Origin of the sequence: Pandoraea communis, from assembly GCF_902459745.1 — a bacterium.
Taxonomy (GTDB): domain Bacteria; phylum Pseudomonadota; class Gammaproteobacteria; order Burkholderiales; family Burkholderiaceae; genus Pandoraea; species Pandoraea communis.
In genome coordinates this window covers 1-17154 of record NZ_CABPSJ010000009.1, presented here as the reverse complement: position 1 = coordinate 17154, position 17154 = coordinate 1, and the positions used below count along the sequence as shown (strand labels likewise).

Sequence of the window (17154 nt, the reverse complement as noted above, 5' to 3'; positions counted from 1 at the left end):
TGATTCCAGGCTCTCGCTTATGGACATCGTCAAGCTGATCTTCGGCCGCCTCACGCTCGAGGCGATCCCGTACCACGAACCGATCCTGCTCGCGACGTTCGCGGGCGTGGCGATCGGCGGCATTGCCGTACTGGGCGCCATCACGTACTTCAAACTGTGGGGCTATCTGTGGCGTGAGTGGTTCACGAGCATCGATCACAAGAAGATTGGCGTCATGTACGTGATCCTCGGCATCATCATGTTGCTGCGCGGCTTTGCCGACGCCGCGATGATGCGTTTGCAACAGGCGGTCTCGTTCGGCGACAACATGGGGTATCTGCCGCCGCATCACTACGACCAGATCTTCACCGCGCACGGCGTGATCATGATTTTCTTCGTGGCGATGCCGCTCGTGACCGGCCTCATGAACTTCGTGGTGCCACTGCAAATCGGCGCGCGCGACGTAGCGTTCCCGTTTCTCAACAACTTCAGCTTCTGGATGACGACGAGCGGTGCCGTGCTCGTGATGATGTCGCTGTTCGTCGGCGAATTCGCCCGTACCGGCTGGCTGGCGTATCCGCCCTTGTCGGGGGTGCTGCAGAGTCCGGACGTCGGAGTCGATTACTACATTTGGGCACTACAGATCGCCGGGATCGGCACCCTGCTCTCGGGGATCAACCTGCTTGTGACCATTGTGAAGATGCGCGCGCCGGGTATGTCGATGATGCGCATGCCGGTCTTCACGTGGACCTCGCTGTGCACGAACGTGCTGATCGTGGCCGCTTTCCCGGTGCTGACCGCCGTGCTCGTACTGCTGGCGCTGGATCGCTACGCGGGCACCAACTTCTTCACGAACGATCTCGGCGGCAACGCCATGATGTACGTGAACCTGATCTGGATCTGGGGCCACCCCGAGGTCTACATTCTCGTGCTGCCGGTGTTCGGCGTGTTCTCCGAAGTTGTCGCCACGTTCTCCGGCAAGCGTCTGTTCGGCTATGCGTCGATGGTCTATGCGACGGTCGTGATTACCGTGCTGTCGTACCTCGTATGGCTGCACCACTTCTTCACGATGGGCTCCGGCGCCAGTGTGAATTCGTTCTTCGGCATCACCACGATGATCATCTCGATACCGACCGGGGCGAAGATGTTCAACTGGCTGTTCACCATGTATCGCGGGCGTATCCACTTCGAGGTGCCGATGCTCTGGACGGTCGGCTTCATGGTGACGTTCGTCATCGGCGGCATGACCGGCGTGCTGCTCGCCGTGCCGCCGGCGGACTTCTCGCTGCATAACGGCCTGTTCCTGATTGCGCACTTCCACAACGTGATCATCGGCGGCGTGATCTTCGGGGTCATGGCCGCGATTACCTACTGGTTTCCCAAGGCCTTCGGTTACCGTCTCGATCCGTTCTGGGGCAAGTGCTCGTTCTGGTTCTGGTTCATCGGCTTCTACGTCGCCTTCATGCCGCTGTATCTGCTCGGTCTGATGGGCGTGACGCGCCGCGTGAGCCACTTCGACGATATGTCGCTGCAAATCTGGTTCCAGACCGCCGCCGTGGGCGCCCTGCTCATCGCCATCGGTATCGGCTGCTTCATCATCCAGCTCGTGGTGAGCTTCATGCGCCGCGAGCAACTGCGCGACGAGACGGGCGACCCGTGGAATGGCCGCACGCTGGAATGGTCGACGTCGTCGCCGCCGCCGGCCTACAACTTCGCCTTCACGCCGATCGTTCACGACAACGACGCCTGGTGGCAGATGAAGCAGCACGGCTTCAAGCGTCCGGAGACCGGTTTCATCCCGATTCACATGCCGAAGAACACGGGCGCGGGCATCATCCTCGCGGGGCTTTCGACGGTCTGCGGCTTTGGGCTCATCTGGCACATGTGGCTGGTGGTGATCGTCGCGTTCGTGGCGCTGCTCGCGGTCGCGATCGGTCATACGTTCAACTATCACCGCGAGTACTACATCCCGGCCGATCAGGTCGAACACACGGAGGCAGCGCGCACGCGACTGCTCGCCCAGAATGTCTGACACGACCGCTACCTTCCCGCCGGGGGGCGCCCCGCTCGGGGCCCACGCCCCGAGTCCGCCGCGCGACGGCGAGTTGAAGTTCATGATGACGAGCGACTACCACCCGCCGGGTGGGACCCTGCTCGGCTTCTGGGTCTACCTGATGAGCGACTGTCTCGTCTTCGCCTGTCTGTTTGCGGCGTATGGCGTGCTCGGGCGCAACTATGCGGGCGGGCCGACCGGCGCGGAGCTGTTCGAGCTGCCGCTCGTGGCAGTGAATACGACTTTCCTGCTGCTCTCGTCGATTACCTACGGTTTCGCGATGCTCGAAATGCAGAAGCGCCGCCAAAGCGCCGTGCTCGGCTGGCTGGCCGTCACCGGCGTGCTCGGGGCCGCATTTCTCTCGCTGGAACTGTATGAATTCGCGACCTTCATTCACGAAGGCGCCGGCCCGTGGCGCAGCGCGTTCCTCTCCTCGTTCTTCACGCTGGTGAGCACGCACGGGCTGCACGTCACGTTCGGCATCATCTGGCTCATCACCCTGATGGTGCAGGTCGGCAAGCATGGCCTCACGGCGCCCAACCGCCGCCGCCTGATGTGCCTGTCGATGTTCTGGCACTTTCTCGACGTCGTGTGGATCGGCGTCTTCACGTTTGTCTATCTGATGGGAGCGCTGCCGTGAGCACCCACGACTCGACGTTGCACGATGCCGACGGGCACGACCACGACCATGACGATGAGGGACCGCACAGTACCCTGCGCGGCTATACGACCGGCTTCATCCTGTCGGTCGTGCTCACCGCCATTCCGTTCTGGTTCGTGATGGGCGGCGTGTTCGAAAAATCGAGCACCACTGCCATCATGATTCTGTTTCTGGGCGCGATACAGATCGTCGTGCACATGATCTACTTCCTGCACATGAACGGGAAGTCCGAAGGCGGCTGGAACCTGTTGTCGCTGATCTTCACGATCGTGCTGGTGGTAATCACGCTGTCGGGCTCGCTATGGGTGATGTATCACCTGAACCAGAACATGATGCCGGGTATGATGCAGGATACGAAAAACCTTCCTTGAACGGCATTTCCCTTGAGCAGCAATCGACTTCATGATTCGGGGGGCGCACAGCGTCCCCCGCGCGCTTCCGGCGCGCCCGCCCGTCCCTCCCCCCTTCGGCTGGTCGTCCTCGGCGTCATCACGCTGGTATTGATCTCCGTGTTCGCCTCCCTCGGCACCTGGCAACTCCAGCGCCGCGCCTGGAAGCTCGATCTGATCGAGCGCGTCAATTCCCGCGTGCATGCCCCGCCGGCCCCGGCCCCCATGCGTTCGCAGTGGGCCGCCGTCAACGCAGCCGACGACGAATATCGTCACGTCTCGCTCACCGGCGCGTATCAGTTCGACAAAGACACGTTAGTGCAGGCCGTTACCGATCTGGGTGGCGGGTATTGGGTGCTCACGCCGCTGCGCACGGCTGACGGCGGCGAAGTGCTCGTCAACCGAGGCTTCGTGCCGCCCGGTTGGAAAGAAGCCGCACCGCCCGCACCGGCGGGCGAAGTCACCGTCACCGGTCTGTTGCGCATGCCCGAGCCGGGCGGTGGCTTCCTGCGCAAGAACGCACCGGCGGAAAACCTCTGGTATTCGCGCGACGTCGCCGGCATTGCAGCCGCTCGCGGCCTGACGGCAACCGATGTCGCGCCGTATTTCATCGACGCCGACGGCAAACCGGGTGCGGATGCCGGCACCAACGCCGTCCGGGGCGACGCCGAAGCCCTCACCGGCAAGGCCCCCGCACGCGACTACCCCGTGGGCGGACTCACGGTGGTGCAGTTCTCGAACAACCACATGAGCTATCTGCTGACGTGGTATGCGCTGGCCCTCATGTCGGCTGTGGCCGGCTGGTTCGTCATCCGGCTCGAACTGCGCAAGCGCGCCGAGTAAGACCCGGAACGACGCGGACTCACGCCGCCGCCGCAATGGCGTCGGCGATCCGCGACGCAATCTCCGGCAGCCGCGCGTCGTCGAGCGCGGCATAGCCCAGTACCAGTCCGGGGCCGATAACCTGCGACCGGGTGAACTCCGCCAGTCCTTCCACGAATACGCCCTGCCCATGCAGCGTCGCGACAAGCGCCGCTTCGTCGGCGCGCGGGGGTAACCAAAGCAAGAAGTGAAAGCCTGCATGCTCGCCGGTAATGCGGCAGGGCGTCGTTATCCGCGCGCGAAGCGCATCGAGTAGTAGATTGCGGCGGCGCAGATAGACGCTGCGCGAAGCGCGCAAATGCCGCGCGAAATCGCCAGCATCGATATAGCTCGCCAATGCCATCTGCTCGACAAGACTGTTGGCCCGCCCCGATGCCGAGCGAAGCCCGGCAATACGGGTAAGCAACGCCGGAGGTGCTAGCAAATAACCGATGCGCAGCGACGGGAACAGCGACTTGTTGAAGCTGCTGCAGTGAATCACGCGGGCGTGGGTATCGATGGCCTTGAGCGCCGGCAATGGCGCGCTGCCGTAACTGAACTCGCTGTCGTAGTCATCCTCGACGATCCATACGTCGCGCGCCGACGCCCATTCGAGCAGTTGCACGCGTCGGTTGATCGACATGGTGGTGCCTAACGGCGCCTGATGTGCGGGCGTGACGTAGGCGATACCCGGACGCGCCGCCCCCGCACGGTCTGCGGCCGTCACGACAAAGCCTTCGTCGTCGACCGGCACGCTCACGCAGCGCTGCGGCGGCACCTTGAGCAGCGACGCCAGATTCTTGTATCCGGGGTCTTCGAGATAGAACGCCGTGTTGTCGCCCGCCAGCACATCGGTGACGAGATCGATCGCATGGCGGATGCCGGTTGTCACGACAATCTCGGCGGCGTCGCAAGCAATGCCGCGTGTCATGCGCACATATCGCGCGATGCTCTCTCGCAGCGGCAAATAGCCGCGAGGGTCGGTGTCTGCCAGCAACTCGGGGGTGACAGCGCGCAGCGCGCGGTTCATGTGCTTGCGCCACGTCGACAGAGAGAACAACGCGGCGTCGACCGAACGGCCCGTCTTGAGCGCAATCGACGCGGCGTTTTCGGGTAACGGCACGACCGGCGTCCCAGCGTCCTGCATGGCACGAGATGACGTCGCTGCCGCAGCAAGATCCGCGACGACCTCCGTACCCGCGCCGACGCGGCTCGCCACATAGCCCTCGAGCGTCAATTGCTCGAAAGCCAGCGTAACGATGCCACGCGACACTCCCCATCGCTCCGCCAGCGTGCGGGTCGATGGCAGCCTGTCGCCCCGCCGCAGCTCGCCCGCCACGATGCGCTCTCGCACACAGCGGTAGACCCATGCCTGACGCGTCTCCTTCTCGCGACGATCCGCAAGCGGCAATTCAAGCGATTGGCTGAGGTGTCGTCGGCGCATGGCAGTGGATAAGGAGAAAGGGGCGCAGGGATGGAGAAAGGCTCGCAAATTCGTGCGGCGCCGCACGGCAAACCCAAAGTGGACCAATCAGACACTCGATAATTGGCGCTTCGAATTATACAAGTCAGACCGTATTCTTATCGACGTGCCCCTTGTGCCGCAGGCTGCAACGCGACAAGTGGCCCCTCAACGTCATGACGATCAGTGGAGAGATTCGATGGAGTTGGCACAAAGAGAAGCGGTCGGGGCGAAGTTCAGCGCTGCCGCCATGCAACGCGCTCAGGCCCTCACGTGGGAGGCGGCCGAGAAGATCGCCGCGCTCATCAAGCCCGGCATGTGCGAATCGGAAGCCATTACCGCGAGCAAGGCGCTGCTCGACACCCTTGGCATGGATCGCATCTGGCATCCGGTGCTGATCCGCTTCGGCAAGAACACCCTGCGCACGTTCGGCGAGCGCAGCGACGACGATCCGGTGCTCGGCGAAGACGATATCTACTTCGTCGACATCGGCGTGGTATTCGGTGCACACGAGGGCGATTGCGGTTTCACGCACACGACCGGCACCGACGCCGAGATGCAACGCTGTGCCGACGACGCGAAGCGCCTGTTCGGTATCGTGCAGGATCACTGGCGCACGCAAGGCGTGAGCGGCCAGGCCCTGTACGAGTTCGCGAAGCAGCAAGCCGGCGCGATGGGCTGGGTGCTCAACCTCGACATGAAAGGCCACCGCGTGAGCGATTTCCCCCACGCCATCTACAAGGCAGGCAAACTGGCCGACCTGACCGACACCCCCAGCGGCGGCCTGTGGATCCTGGAGATCCAGATCGCACACCCGACGCGTGCGTTCGGCGCGTTCTACGAAGACCTGCTGGTCTGATTCGTCCCGCGAGCGGCATCGCGACGCCCAGGCCATGACGACGTGGTGACAGCGCAACAGCATCGGGGTGGAATCTTATCTTTTCGCCTCTTTGCGCATCGCGATCCGCTCGGTTTCGGTGGACAATCCCTCCCCCTCATCCGACCCCAAATATGGCCAAACGCTTGCCGGTGAAGGCGCGAGCACATTTTGGCGAAATGTCCAGAGCCACCCGATGTGGCGTTGTGGCCCGCCGCCCGGACTTTTGGCACATCTTTCCCCAATTACCCGTTATGCGTTAACGTTCGATAGCCGACGGAACTTTTACGCACGTCAGTCATACGGCAGCGGAGACGTCGCCCCGGAACAGCGCCGGCCTCAGGCACTGTGCGTGGGCGAACTGCCGGTCGTGCGTCCGTCGCAGGTGCAGTGGAAGTTCCATTTATCCCGCTCAGACAAGAACCATAGAAAGACGATGAAAAACCCAACTCTCACCAAAGCGCTTCTGGCGACAGCCCTGAGCTGTGCGCTATTCAACGCTCACGCAGCCTCGCAAGCACCGGTCGGTGCCGAGAACGGGATGGTCGTCACGGCCCAGCACCTAGCGTCGAAAGTCGGCGTAGACGTGCTCAAGGCTGGCGGTAACGCCATCGACGCCGCCGTTGCCGTGGGTTATGCCCTTGCCGTGGTGTATCCGGCCGCAGGCAATATCGGCGGCGGCGGCTTCATGACGATCCAGCTCGCTGACGGCCGCAAGACCTTCCTCGACTTCCGCGAGAAGGCCCCGCTCGCCGCCACGGCAAACATGTATCTCGACAAGGACGGCAACGTCATCAAGGGCGCCTCCACCACCGGTTATCTGGCCGTGGGCGTGCCGGGCACCGTGTCGGGCATGGAGTATGCGCGCGAGAAGTACGGCACGAAGACGCGTCAGCAACTGCTCGCACCGGCCGTCACGCTGGCGGACAAGGGCTTCGTGCTCGATCGGGGCGACGTCGACATGCTGTGGACGTCGACCAAGGATTTCGAGAAGGACCGCGCCAACTCCGGCGCCATCTTCCTGAACAAAGGGCAGCCGTTCCAGCCGGGCGAGCGCCTGGTGCAGAAGGACCTCGCGCGCACGCTCAAGCTGATCAGCGCCAAGGGCACCGACGGCTTCTACAAGGGTGAAGTCGCCAGCAAGCTCGTGGCGTCGGTGAAGGCCGGCGGCGGCATCATCACGCAAGCGGACCTCGATCAGTACAAGACGCGCGAACTGGCGCCGGTCGAGTGCGACTATCGCGGCTATCACGTGGTGTCGGCCCCGCCCCCCAGCTCGGGCGGCGTCGTGATCTGCGAGATCATGAACATCCTCGAAGGCTACCCGATGAAGGAACTGGGTTACCACTCGGCACAGGGCGTGCACTACACCATCGAGGCAATGCGTCATGCATACGTCGACCGCAACAGCTATCTGGGCGACCCGGACTTCATAAAGAACCCGATCGCGCAGTTGCTCGACAAGAACTACGCCGCCAAGATTCGCGCGGCCATCAACCCGCAAAAGGCCGGTATCTCGCAAGAGATCAAGCCGGGCGTGCCGCCGCATGAAGGCAGCAACACCACGCACTACTCGATCATCGATCGCGACGGCAACGCCGTGTCGGTCACCTACACGCTCAACGATTGGTTCGGCGCGAAGGTCATGGCCAATGGCACCGGTGTGCTGCTCAACGATGAAATGGACGACTTCACCGCCAAGGTGGGCGTGCCGAACCTGTATGGTCTGATCCAGGGTGAAGCGAACGCCATCGGCCCGGGCCGCCGTCCGCTGTCGTCGATGAGCCCGACCATTGTCACGAAGGATGGCAAGCCGGTCATGGTCGTCGGTACGCCGGGTGGCAGCCGCATCATCACGGCAACGCTGCTGACGATGCTCAATGTCATCGACTACGGCATGAATCTGCAGGAAGCCGTCGATGCACCGCGCTTCCATCAGCAGTGGATGCCGGAAGCCACTAACATCGAACCGTTCGCGCTGAGCCCGGACACGCAGAAGATCCTCGAGAGCTGGGGTCAGAAGTTTGCCGGTCCGCAACCGGCGAACCACATCGCCGCCATTCTCGTCGGTGCGCCGTCGCTTGGCGGCAAGCCGATCGGCAAGAACCGTTACTACGGTTCGAACGATCCGCGCCGCAATACGGGTCTCGCGCTCGGGTATTGAGGCATGACGTGATCCGGACCGTGTCCGGGTCCGGTCGTCAGCCGATGGGGCCGCGCGAGCGGCCCCATTTTGTTTTGCGAAGCCCTCAGCGACGGTGATCGACGCGACGCGCCAACCGCTCGCCGGCGAACTGCACGAGCGTGACGAGGGCGACAAGAATGGCGATCACATTGAACATGACGCTCGTCTCATAGCGCTCGTACCCGTAGCGCACCGCCAGATCGCCCAGCCCGCCCGCGCCGACGGCACCGGCCATCGCCGACGCGCCGACCATCGCAATGACGGTCACCGTCGCACCGCCCAGAATCGCGGGCAAGGCCTCGGGCAGCAACACGTGCCGCACGATATGCCAGCGGCGGCAGCCCATCGCACGCGCCGCCTCGATCAGCCCCGGCTCGATTTCGCGCAGCCCCACCTGCGTCACGCGTGCAAAGAACGGAATCAGGTGCACGGCCAGCGGCACCACGGCCGCCCATGTCCCCATCGTCGTGCCGACGATCCAGCGCGTGACGGGCAGCAGTGCGACTAACAGAATGATGAACGGTATGGCGCGAAACAGGTTCACGACGACAGACAGTCCGCGGTTCAGCCGCGGTCGCGGCGCCAGACCGCCCGGTGCGGTGACGACCAGCACCACGGCCAGCAACATGCCTATCGCGAAGACGATGGCGCACGCGCTCGTCACCATCAGCAAGGTTTCGCCAAGCGCGCGCAGATATTTATCGATCATGGGCATTCCGGGAAATTCAGAGGGCGTGAACCTGCGCTTGCGCACGCACTGCCGACGACGCAAGCCGGCCTTGCCAGGCATGTTGAAGCGGTCGCAGCAACGCGCGTGTCGCGTCGGCCTGCGGATTCGCGAAGACTTCGTCGACCGTGCCCAATTCGACGATGCGCCCCTGATCGAGCACCAGCACGCGTTCGCACGCCTGATGAATCACGCCCATGTCGTGGGTGATGAGCACGACCGTCAGCCCGAACTCGCGCTGCACATCGCCGAGCAGCGTGAGGATTGCGTCGGTCGTCTCGGGGTCGAGTGCCGATGTCGCCTCATCGCATAACAAAATCTCGGGGCGATGCACGAGCGCCCGCGCGATGCCGACGCGTTGCTTCTGTCCCCCCGAGAGCATCGCGGGATAGGCCTCGGCTTTGCCCGCCAGCCCCACGAGCGAGAGCAGTTCGTTCACGCGCGGGGCGATCTGTGCTTTGGACACGCCCGCCACGCGCAGCGGCAACGCAACATTCTCGAAGACGGTCTTCGCCGAAAGGAGATTGAAGTGCTGAAAGATCATGCCGACCCGACGGCGCAGGCCCACGAGCGCGTCTTCGCCGAGCGTCGCGACATCGATGCCGTCGACCTTGACATGTCCGCTGCTCGGCAGCTCCAGCGCATTGATCGTTCGCAGCAGTGTGGATTTTCCGGCACCGCTGCGGCCGATGATGCCGAAACTCTCGCCGCGTTGCACCGCAAACGAGATGTCTTGAAGCGCGGCGCTCGAGGCCTCCGCGTAAATCTTGCCAAGCCCATCGAACGTGATGTGGGCAACTTCGCGTGCGGCTGCGGTTGGCAGCCGGGTGACGGGTGCCGTCGACGTGTGTCGGGTAGTCATCGCGTTCCTCGCTGGTAACGTGTGGCGTCGAGTGCTGTCTCAGAACGCCGGGACCACCGAGCCCTGATACTTGGTCTCGATGAATTTGCGCACTTCTTCAGACTGATACGCCTTGACCAGCGGCGCGACCCACGCCGCGTTCTTGTCCTTCTCTCGCACGGCAATGATGTTCACGTAGGGATTGTTCGCGCGCTTTTCCACGGCGATGCCGTCTCGTGTGGCGATGAGACCCACCTGATAGGCAAAGCTGTTGACAATGGCCGAGGCATCGACGTCGGGCAGCGAGCGGGCCAGCACGACCGAGGCGCTCTCGATGAAGTCGAGCTTGCGCGGATTGGCCGTGACATCCGCGAGCGTGGCCGTGCCGGTGTACGGATCGAAGCCGTCGCGCAGTTTGATCAGGCCGTGGTCACGCAGAATCACGAGCGCACGGGTCTGATTGCTGGGGTCGTTCGGCAAGCCGATCTTTGCGCCCGTGGGCAACGCTTCGAGTGACTTGTACTTCTTCGAATAGAAGGCGATGGGCGAAATCAGTGTGTCGGCCACGGCCACGATCTTGTAACCGCGTTGCTTGACCTGATCGCGCAGGAACGGAATGTGCTGGAACGAGTTGGCGTCAAGATCGCCGTTGTTGAGCGCTTCGTTCGGGCTCGCGGTGCCGGTGATCACGACCGGCTCGACGTTCAGGCCGCGCGACTTCGCGACCTTCGCGACAACTTCCCAAATCTCTTCGTCGACCCCGCCGCGCACGCCAACCTTGAGCGGCTTGTCGGCAGCATGCGCGCCCATCGCCCCCATCGAGCCGATGGCCAGTGCGAGCGAGAGACTGCCGAGCAAGCGAAACAATTGGCGGCGTTGCATGGATGATTCCTTTGGCTTTGGGTGTCGAAAGTGCCGATTCAGGCGAAGGCACAGTTTAGGAAATCGCCCTCGATACCGTCCAATAACCAAATGCGCAAAGCAAATACGGCGTGCGGCGCAGAGCATTCGTACGCCGAAGGTTCGATATATGTGACTTTTTGTCATGCGTCGCCGGAAAATTCAGGAACTCCTCGGCGACACACCGTCCAACAGGTTTCCCGTGTATTGCGTCTGTGTCCTGCATGGCGGTCACCGCCGTGCGAGGCGGTGCTTTTGCATGCACGCGTCGACCGTCACCCTCTCACTACGGAACCGCGCGAAGATGTCTACCCTGTGGTACCCGCTGCTCAGCCCCTGCCTGCCCCGTCTCTATGGTTTGACGCCGCGCGGCGTCGCGCTCGCACGTCTGGTGCTCTTCAGCGTGATACTGCTCATCGCCGGGTTACCTGTGAGCGATGCCCTCGCCGCGACGGGCCATCACGCGAGCACGGGCAAGCGCCGCGACGATGCCGTCAAGAAGAAGAAAGCGGCCGCGAAGAAGCCGTCGAAGACCACACATCGGAAAGCGGCGGCAGCGAGTACGTCTCGCAAGCGAGCCGCAAGCCCTCGGGCAAAGGGGCCTGCAAACCGTAAGGCCGCGAAACCGCCGCATCAGGCCAAAGCGGCGGTGAAACGTCCCGCCGGAGCGGTGAAACGTCCGTCCACAGCGGCGAAGCGCAGTGCCGGGGCGAAGCGCTCAACCGCCACGGCGGTTGCCCGTGCTGCCCCCGCTGTCCCGGCAGCGGCAGCCAAGGTTCCCCCCGCGCAAGTCAGCACCGATGCGAAACCCAGATTGCTTGCCCGTTGCGGCTTTACGCCTGCGTCACGCAAACGTCTGTTCTCGCGGGCTGTCTATATCGTCGACGAAAAAACGAACACGCCGCTGTTCGCGCACAATGCGGATCAGGTGAGGCCAATTGCGTCACTGTCCAAGTTGATGACGGCCGTGGTCTGGCTCGATAACAGTCCGGCGATGCGCGCCCCTCTCACTGTGACGAAGGCGGATCTCGATACGCTCAAGTACACGCATTCTCGTCTGGCCGTGGGGTCGACGCTTTCCCGCGCCGACATGCTGCATATCTCGCTCATGGCGTCGGAGAATCGTGCAGCCGCCGCATTGAGCCGCGACTATCCGGGCGGGCGCAAGGCGTTCATCTCCGCGATGAACGCCAAGGCTCGCGCCTTGAACATGCCGAACACGCGCTTTGAAAATTCGACCGGATTGTCGCCGCGCAATGTGTCGACGGCGCGCGAGCTGGCACGCCTGGTGCGTGCATCGAATGCGTATCCGCTCATTCGACGCTATTCAATCGATCATCAGCAACAGGTGCACACGGGCAAGGGGCAATTGCAGTACGTCAATACGAACCGTCTGGTGCGCTACGGGAAAGTGAATGCGAGTGTGCAGAAGACCGGCTTCATCAAGGAGTCGGGGCACAGCATGGTGATGCGCGTGATGGTGCACAACCGCCGGCCCGTCATCGTGACGATGCTCGGCAGCGACACCCCCGAAGGCTCTCGCCTCGACGGCGTGCGCATCGCCCATTGGTTGTCGTGCTCGTTGCAGTGAAGCGCGCACTCCCGTGAAAGTGAGCGCGCGCCTCGGACTCGCCGGTTAGCGCCTGCGCGCGTGCCAGCAGCTCCAGACGGCCGTTGCGAAGAGCAGCAGCGCGCCCGTGCCGATCACGACGTTGAAGCCCAGATTGAAGGCAGTGTTCGCCGCGCTCGTTAGCGCATCGGCGAGCGCCGGTGGCAAATGCTCCGCGACCAACAGGGCTTCGTCGAGACTGTCGCGCACGGTGCCGGGCAACGCCCCGGTTTGCGGCACATCCATCGACCGGCCGTAGATGAACGTCAGCAGGCTACCCATGAACGTCACGCCTAGCGCGCCGCCGAGTTCATATGAGACCTCTTCGACCGACGCCGCCATGCCAGCGCGCTCGGGTGGCGCGCTCTGCATGATGGTGCTCGATGCAGCAGTCATCGTCGCACCGACGCCAAAACCAAGTATCGCCAGTGAGAACACCGACGGCACAAGGCCCATGTCGAGAACCATGAGATAGCCCGCCATACCGAGCGCCGACGTCAGCAGCGCGATCGGCAACATCCTTGCAGCGCCCATGCGTGGCAGCAGGCGCCCGGCAATCGGCCCGGCCACGAAGGAGGCCAGCGCCAGCGGCATGATGGCCACGCCGGCGTCCAGCGGCGAATAGCCAAGAACCAGTTGCAGACGCTGGCTGAACACCAGCTCCATACCGATCAACGCGGCAGCCGCCACCAAGGCCGCGACCACCGCCCCCGAGAATGCCGGATTGCGGAAAAGCGCGAAGTCGAGCAGCGGATGCTCGCTGCGTTGCTGCCGGCGAACGAAAGCCCACAGGAAAACGGTGCCCACGATCAGTGCGGCGGCGACCGCCGGCCAATCCGGAGACGGTTTGCCAGCGCTCTTGATCGCATACGTCATCCCGATCAGGCCGACCATGAAGAGCAGTGACCCGAACCAGTCCCACGGTTGCGTCGACGTCGCCCCCCCCTTCGGAATGAGCCACCACGCGAGCGGCAGTGCGACCAGCACGATGGGCACGTTGATCAGGAAGACCGATCCCCACCAGAAATGCTCGAGCAACGCACCGCCGACGATCGGCCCGAAGGCCGCGCCGCCGGAGGCAACCGACGCCCAGATGCCGATAGCGAGTGCTCGCTCGCGTGCGTCGGCAAACGTCAGACGGATCAGCGACAAGGTCGCGGGCATCATCATGGCCGCACCGACGCCAAGGAATGCGCGTGCACCGATCAGGAAGTTGGCGTTTGCGGCGAATGCCGCCGCGAGCGACGCCACACCAAAGACCGCCAGTCCGGCGAGGAAAAGACGCTTGTGGCCAAGTCGGTCGCCCAACGTGCCCATGCCAAGCAGCAGGCCTGACACGACAAGGGCGTAGGTGTTGACGATCCACAGCTTGGCGGAGGCCGTCGCGGCAAGATCGTGGGTCAGACGAGGCAGTGCCGTATAGAGCACCGTCATGTCGATCACGATGAGCAGCAGCGCCACCGATACGACGGCAAGCACCAGCCAGCGGCGCGCGCCGCTCGACTCGTTCACCGGATGCGATGAGGTATGCAGACTGGACATCGGAAAGCTCCTTTTATTGCGCGGCCCCGTTTTCATTGGGAGTGCGCACGTTCTCTCTTGTCTTCGAGGGAAATCCGAATCATCCATCAATAAATCGATTAATAAAAGTTGGATTCCATCAAGTAAATAGATGAAATATCGACGCCTTGGGATTCACCATTTACCGGACTGAATCAAAGTTAGTTAGTACCAGCTTTCATTCTTCGGGAAAAGTGAAATTCGAACGGCCGTTCTATATCGGCCGTCAAGACTGGCGGCGCACCACGGGGGCGCATACAATTTGCGCCACTCATTCTCATTGGGCGAAAAATCCCCCCCGATTCATACATGGCATCTCACCCGACCCGAATTCCCGACGCCGTCTCGCTCCCCGAGTTGACGGTGCGCGGCATGATCCTCGGCGCCCTGATCACCGTGGTGTTCACCGCTTCCAACGTCTACCTCGGTCTGAAAGTCGGGCTGACGTTCTCCTCATCGATTCCGGCAGCTGTCATTTCCATGGCAGTGCTGCGCGCGCTGCGTGGCGGCAACATTCTCGAGAACAACATGGTGCAGACGCAGGCGTCTGCGGCCGGCACGCTCTCGTCGATAATTTTCGTGTTGCCCGGTCTGTTGATGATTGGTCACTGGCAGGGCTTTCCGTTCGGCTTGACGCTTGCGATCTGCGCGTCGGGCGGCATTCTCGGCGTACTGTTCACCATTCCGCTGCGGCGTGCGATGGTTGTCGACAGCAATCTCCCCTACCCCGAAGGGGTGGCAGCGGCGGAAATTCTGCGCGTTGGCAGTGAAGGAGACGATGTCGCGTCGGCTGACGTAAAGGCTTCGCCGGCACGACGCAAGGGTGCCAACGAAGCCAGCGGCGTGCGAGAAATCGCGTTCGGCGGCGTAGTGTCCGCACTGTTCGCGTTCGCGACGGGCGGGTTGAGAGTATTGGGTGAGAGCATTACGGCGTGGATTCCGGCCGGCACTGCGGTCTTTCGTCTGACGACCGGTTTCTCCCTCGCCTTGATCGGTGCCGGTTATCTCATCGGCATTGTTTCGGGCTTGGCGATTCTGCTTGGCATCGTCTTTAGCTGGGGCATTGCCGTGCCGGTGCTGACATCCGTGACACCCAACACCGATGGCCAGGCGATTGCCGCGTTTGCCAATGGTCTTTGGCAACATAAGGTGCGGTTCATCGGTGCGGGTGTCATCGGCGTGTCTGCCATCTGGACGCTCATTACGCTCGCGAAACCGATGGTCGACGGCGTGAAGACGTCGCTCACTGCGCTGGGACAGTCCCGCGATGCACGCGGCAAGCGCGCCGCGTTGGGACGTACCGAGCAAGACCTCTCGCCGTATTGGGTGATCGGGCTCACGCTCGTGTGCGTGGCCGTGTGGGCCGTCACATTCGGCGTGTTCCTCGCGGAGGCACCTTTGTCGTTTGGCGCCATTGCGACGCTGGTGGCGTGTAGTGTGGTGTTTGCGGTGGTCTTCGGCTTTCTCGTCGCGGCAGCCTGCGGCTATATGGCCGGATTGGTGGGGTCGTCGGCCAGCCCGATTTCGGGTATCGGGATTGTTGCGGTGGTGCTTGTCTCGCTGCTGATTCTCAGTGTCAGTCAGGCCAGCGGGTTGCTCGACACGAGCGAGGGTAGCAAGCTCGCGATTGCGCTGGCGCTGTTCACAACGTCGGCCGTCATCGCCATTGCGACGATTTCGAACGACAACCTGCAAGATCTGAAGACGGGTTGGCTCGTCGGCGCCACGCCGTGGCGTCAGCAGGTGGCGCTGCTCATCGGCTGCGTGGTCGGTGCCGCGGTGATTCCGCCGGTGCTGAACCTGCTGTACAACGCCTATGGCTTTATCGATGCGTTACCGCGTCCGGGTATGGACCCATCTCAAGCGCTTTCCGCACCGCAGGCGATTTTGATGACGGCCATTGCGAAGGGCATCTTCACGCACCAGCTCGACTGGTCGATGCTTGGCATTGGCGCGTTGCTTGGTCTCGTGTTGATCGCCATCGATGCGGTGCTGGCCAAGCGAGGCGGCGTCGCGCGTTTGCCGGTGATTGCCGTAGGTATCGGCATATATTTGCCGCCCACGATTGGTTCCGTGCTGGTGATTGGCGCGCTGTTGGGCTGGATCGCACAGCGCGTGTTGCAAGCGCGCGCGAAGGCACAGGGCAAGGACTATGGCCCGTTCGCTGAAGCGGCTGAACGACGCGGCGTGTTGCTCGCGTCAGGCTTGATCGTCGGCGAGAGTCTTGTCGGTGTGGCGATGGCAATGGTCGTCGGCTTCACCGGCTCAGATTCCCCGTTGGCCATCGTCGGGAGTGGCTTTGCCCCGACAGCCGAATGGCTCGCGCTGGTCGTGTTCGCAGGTATTTGCGTAGTGCTGGTTCGACGCGTTCTCGCGACAACGCGGTAACGAGCCAACCGAGCGAGTTCGTTGGCAAGCGAGTTTGTTGGTGATTTAGATTTTGGCTCTACGCTGTGAGCCGCTGGATGTTCGATCGACATCGAGCGGCTCGCAGTGCTCCCCTCCCCGCCCCCCTTCCTCCGTCGAACGGCGCAGAGCGATATGCAGTGCGTTGGTTACTGTCGCACGCCATCCGCGTCCTGGCTCTCTTACCGTCGTAACCTCAGCTTAGATTCAATGGACACCGCCGAAAACGGCGCGTGTTGAGTGAATAGATACGGGGTCCGATGCAAGTCGCCCTTCACAATTGATCAGAACGTCATAGGTGGCGATTACAGAACGAAGTCATGCTCGATGCAGAGGTCTCACCGCGTTACCAAGCTGCTGTATCGACATCCGACATCGGCCCATAGCCTCTTCCGAAAGCGCACGTCAGAGGCTGAGTCAGCGTGAGTCGACAGCTCGACGCATCAAGACCATGCCATAGCCGATCGAAGTCCGTAATTCGTCTTAGGGCGTAGGCATCGCCGGCGTCGCGCGCAAGGGTACAGCAGGCCAAGTGTGAGCACAAAGCAAAAACCCCTTGCTACGCGCTGTAGCAAGGGGTTTTTAGGGGAGCCTGACGATTACCTACTTTCACACGGGTATCCGCACTATCATCGGCGTGGAGT

General features: G+C 62.6%; 12 protein-coding genes and 1 pseudogene. 8 read left to right on the top strand and 5 right to left on the bottom strand.

All coding sequences use genetic code 11. The features are described 5' to 3' along the window. The first annotated feature begins 19 nt into the window (after positions 1–19). The 4 genes from cyoB to PCO31110_RS24020 are packed head-to-tail and all read left to right on the top strand — an operon-like array spanning position 20 to position 3925. A complete protein-coding gene (gene cyoB / locus PCO31110_RS24035) occupies positions 20–2011 on the top strand; it encodes a cytochrome o ubiquinol oxidase subunit I (RefSeq protein WP_150691624.1) in 1992 nt (663 codons plus the stop codon). Beyond that, positions 2004–2672 (top strand): cytochrome o ubiquinol oxidase subunit III, encoded by a 669-nt coding sequence (cyoC, locus tag PCO31110_RS24030; RefSeq protein ID WP_036661430.1) that lies wholly within the window; start codon positions 2004–2006, stop codon positions 2670–2672. The genes cyoB and cyoC overlap by 8 nt, the downstream gene beginning before the upstream one ends. Then, positions 2669–3064: a cytochrome o ubiquinol oxidase subunit IV gene (cyoD, locus tag PCO31110_RS24025; protein ID WP_010804547.1), complete on the top strand. Its 396-nt coding sequence runs from the start codon at positions 2669–2671 to the stop codon at positions 3062–3064. The genes cyoC and cyoD overlap by 4 nt, the downstream gene beginning before the upstream one ends. 12 nt (positions 3065–3076) lie before the next feature. Continuing rightward, entirely contained in the window at positions 3077–3925 is an 849-nt protein-coding gene (locus PCO31110_RS24020; protein ID WP_306439178.1) for an SURF1 family protein, read from the top strand. 19 nt (positions 3926–3944) lie between these two features. Here the strand turns inward: PCO31110_RS24020 and pdxR are convergent, their stop codons facing one another. Then, positions 3945–5387, bottom strand: a complete 1443-nt coding sequence (pdxR, locus tag PCO31110_RS24015; RefSeq protein WP_150691623.1) for a MocR-like pyridoxine biosynthesis transcription factor PdxR — start codon at positions 5385–5387, stop codon at positions 3945–3947. A gap of 217 nt (positions 5388–5604) precedes the next feature. Here pdxR and PCO31110_RS24010 point away from each other — a divergent pair, with 217 nt between their 5' ends. Next, positions 5605–6264, top strand: coding sequence for a M24 family metallopeptidase (locus PCO31110_RS24010; protein ID WP_150691622.1), 660 nt, complete (start codon positions 5605–5607; stop codon positions 6262–6264). Between the two features lie 454 nt (positions 6265–6718). Continuing rightward, positions 6719–8446, top strand: coding sequence for a gamma-glutamyltransferase (gene ggt / locus PCO31110_RS24005; protein ID WP_010804551.1), 1728 nt, complete (start codon positions 6719–6721; stop codon positions 8444–8446). A gap of 85 nt (positions 8447–8531) precedes the next feature. Here the strand turns inward: ggt and PCO31110_RS24000 are convergent, their stop codons facing one another. The 3 genes and pseudogenes from PCO31110_RS24000 to PCO31110_RS23990 all read right to left on the bottom strand — a co-directional run bounded on the left by PCO31110_RS24000 (position 8532) and on the right by PCO31110_RS23990 (position 10917). Continuing rightward, the gene (locus PCO31110_RS24000; RefSeq protein WP_010804552.1) at positions 8532–9176 is read right to left on the bottom strand and encodes a methionine ABC transporter permease; all 645 of its coding nucleotides are present in this window, start codon (positions 9174–9176) and stop codon (positions 8532–8534) included. Positions 9177–9252: 76 nt separating this feature from the next. Then, positions 9253–10056 (bottom strand): annotated as a pseudogene (locus tag PCO31110_RS23995) (methionine ABC transporter ATP-binding protein); the annotation flags it as partial. 39 nt (positions 10057–10095) lie between these two features. Continuing rightward, positions 10096–10917, bottom strand: coding sequence for a MetQ/NlpA family ABC transporter substrate-binding protein (locus PCO31110_RS23990; protein ID WP_150691620.1), 822 nt, complete (start codon positions 10915–10917; stop codon positions 10096–10098). A gap of 322 nt (positions 10918–11239) precedes the next feature. Here PCO31110_RS23990 and PCO31110_RS23985 point away from each other — a divergent pair, with 322 nt between their 5' ends. Next, on the top strand, positions 11240–12526 hold the full coding sequence (locus PCO31110_RS23985) for a serine hydrolase (protein WP_150691619.1): 1287 nt from the start codon (positions 11240–11242) through the stop codon (positions 12524–12526). Positions 12527–12571: 45 nt separating this feature from the next. Here the strand turns inward: PCO31110_RS23985 and PCO31110_RS23980 are convergent, their stop codons facing one another. Further along, a complete protein-coding gene (locus PCO31110_RS23980; RefSeq protein ID WP_150691618.1) occupies positions 12572–14086 on the bottom strand; it encodes an MFS transporter in 1515 nt (504 codons plus the stop codon). Positions 14087–14413: 327 nt separating this feature from the next. On the opposite strand from PCO31110_RS23980, the gene PCO31110_RS23975 reads away from it, so the two are divergent. Further along, a complete protein-coding gene (locus PCO31110_RS23975) occupies positions 14414–16492 on the top strand; it encodes an OPT family oligopeptide transporter (protein ID WP_150691617.1) in 2079 nt (692 codons plus the stop codon). Positions 16493–17154: the final 662 nt, after the last annotated feature.

Excerpts from the sequence above, each read along its gene's own strand:
- cyoB (WP_150691624.1), top strand. The coding sequence starts at position 20 with ATGGACATCGTCAAGCTGATCTTCGGCCGCCTCACGCTCGAGGCGATC.
- cyoC (WP_036661430.1), top strand. The coding sequence starts at position 2,004 with ATGTCTGACACGACCGCTACCTTCCCGCCGGGGGGCGCCCCGCTCGGG.
- pdxR (WP_150691623.1), bottom strand. The coding sequence starts at position 5,387 with ATGCGCCGACGACACCTCAGCCAATCGCTTGAATTGCCGCTTGCGGAT.
- PCO31110_RS24010 (WP_150691622.1), top strand. The coding sequence starts at position 5,605 with ATGGAGTTGGCACAAAGAGAAGCGGTCGGGGCGAAGTTCAGCGCTGCC.
- ggt (WP_010804551.1), top strand. The coding sequence starts at position 6,719 with ATGAAAAACCCAACTCTCACCAAAGCGCTTCTGGCGACAGCCCTGAGC.
- PCO31110_RS24000 (WP_010804552.1), bottom strand. The coding sequence starts at position 9,176 with ATGATCGATAAATATCTGCGCGCGCTTGGCGAAACCTTGCTGATGGTG.
- PCO31110_RS23990 (WP_150691620.1), bottom strand. The coding sequence starts at position 10,917 with ATGCAACGCCGCCAATTGTTTCGCTTGCTCGGCAGTCTCTCGCTCGCA.
- PCO31110_RS23985 (WP_150691619.1), top strand. The coding sequence starts at position 11,240 with ATGTCTACCCTGTGGTACCCGCTGCTCAGCCCCTGCCTGCCCCGTCTC.
- PCO31110_RS23980 (WP_150691618.1), bottom strand. The coding sequence starts at position 14,086 with ATGTCCAGTCTGCATACCTCATCGCATCCGGTGAACGAGTCGAGCGGC.
- PCO31110_RS23975 (WP_150691617.1), top strand. The coding sequence starts at position 14,414 with ATGGCATCTCACCCGACCCGAATTCCCGACGCCGTCTCGCTCCCCGAG.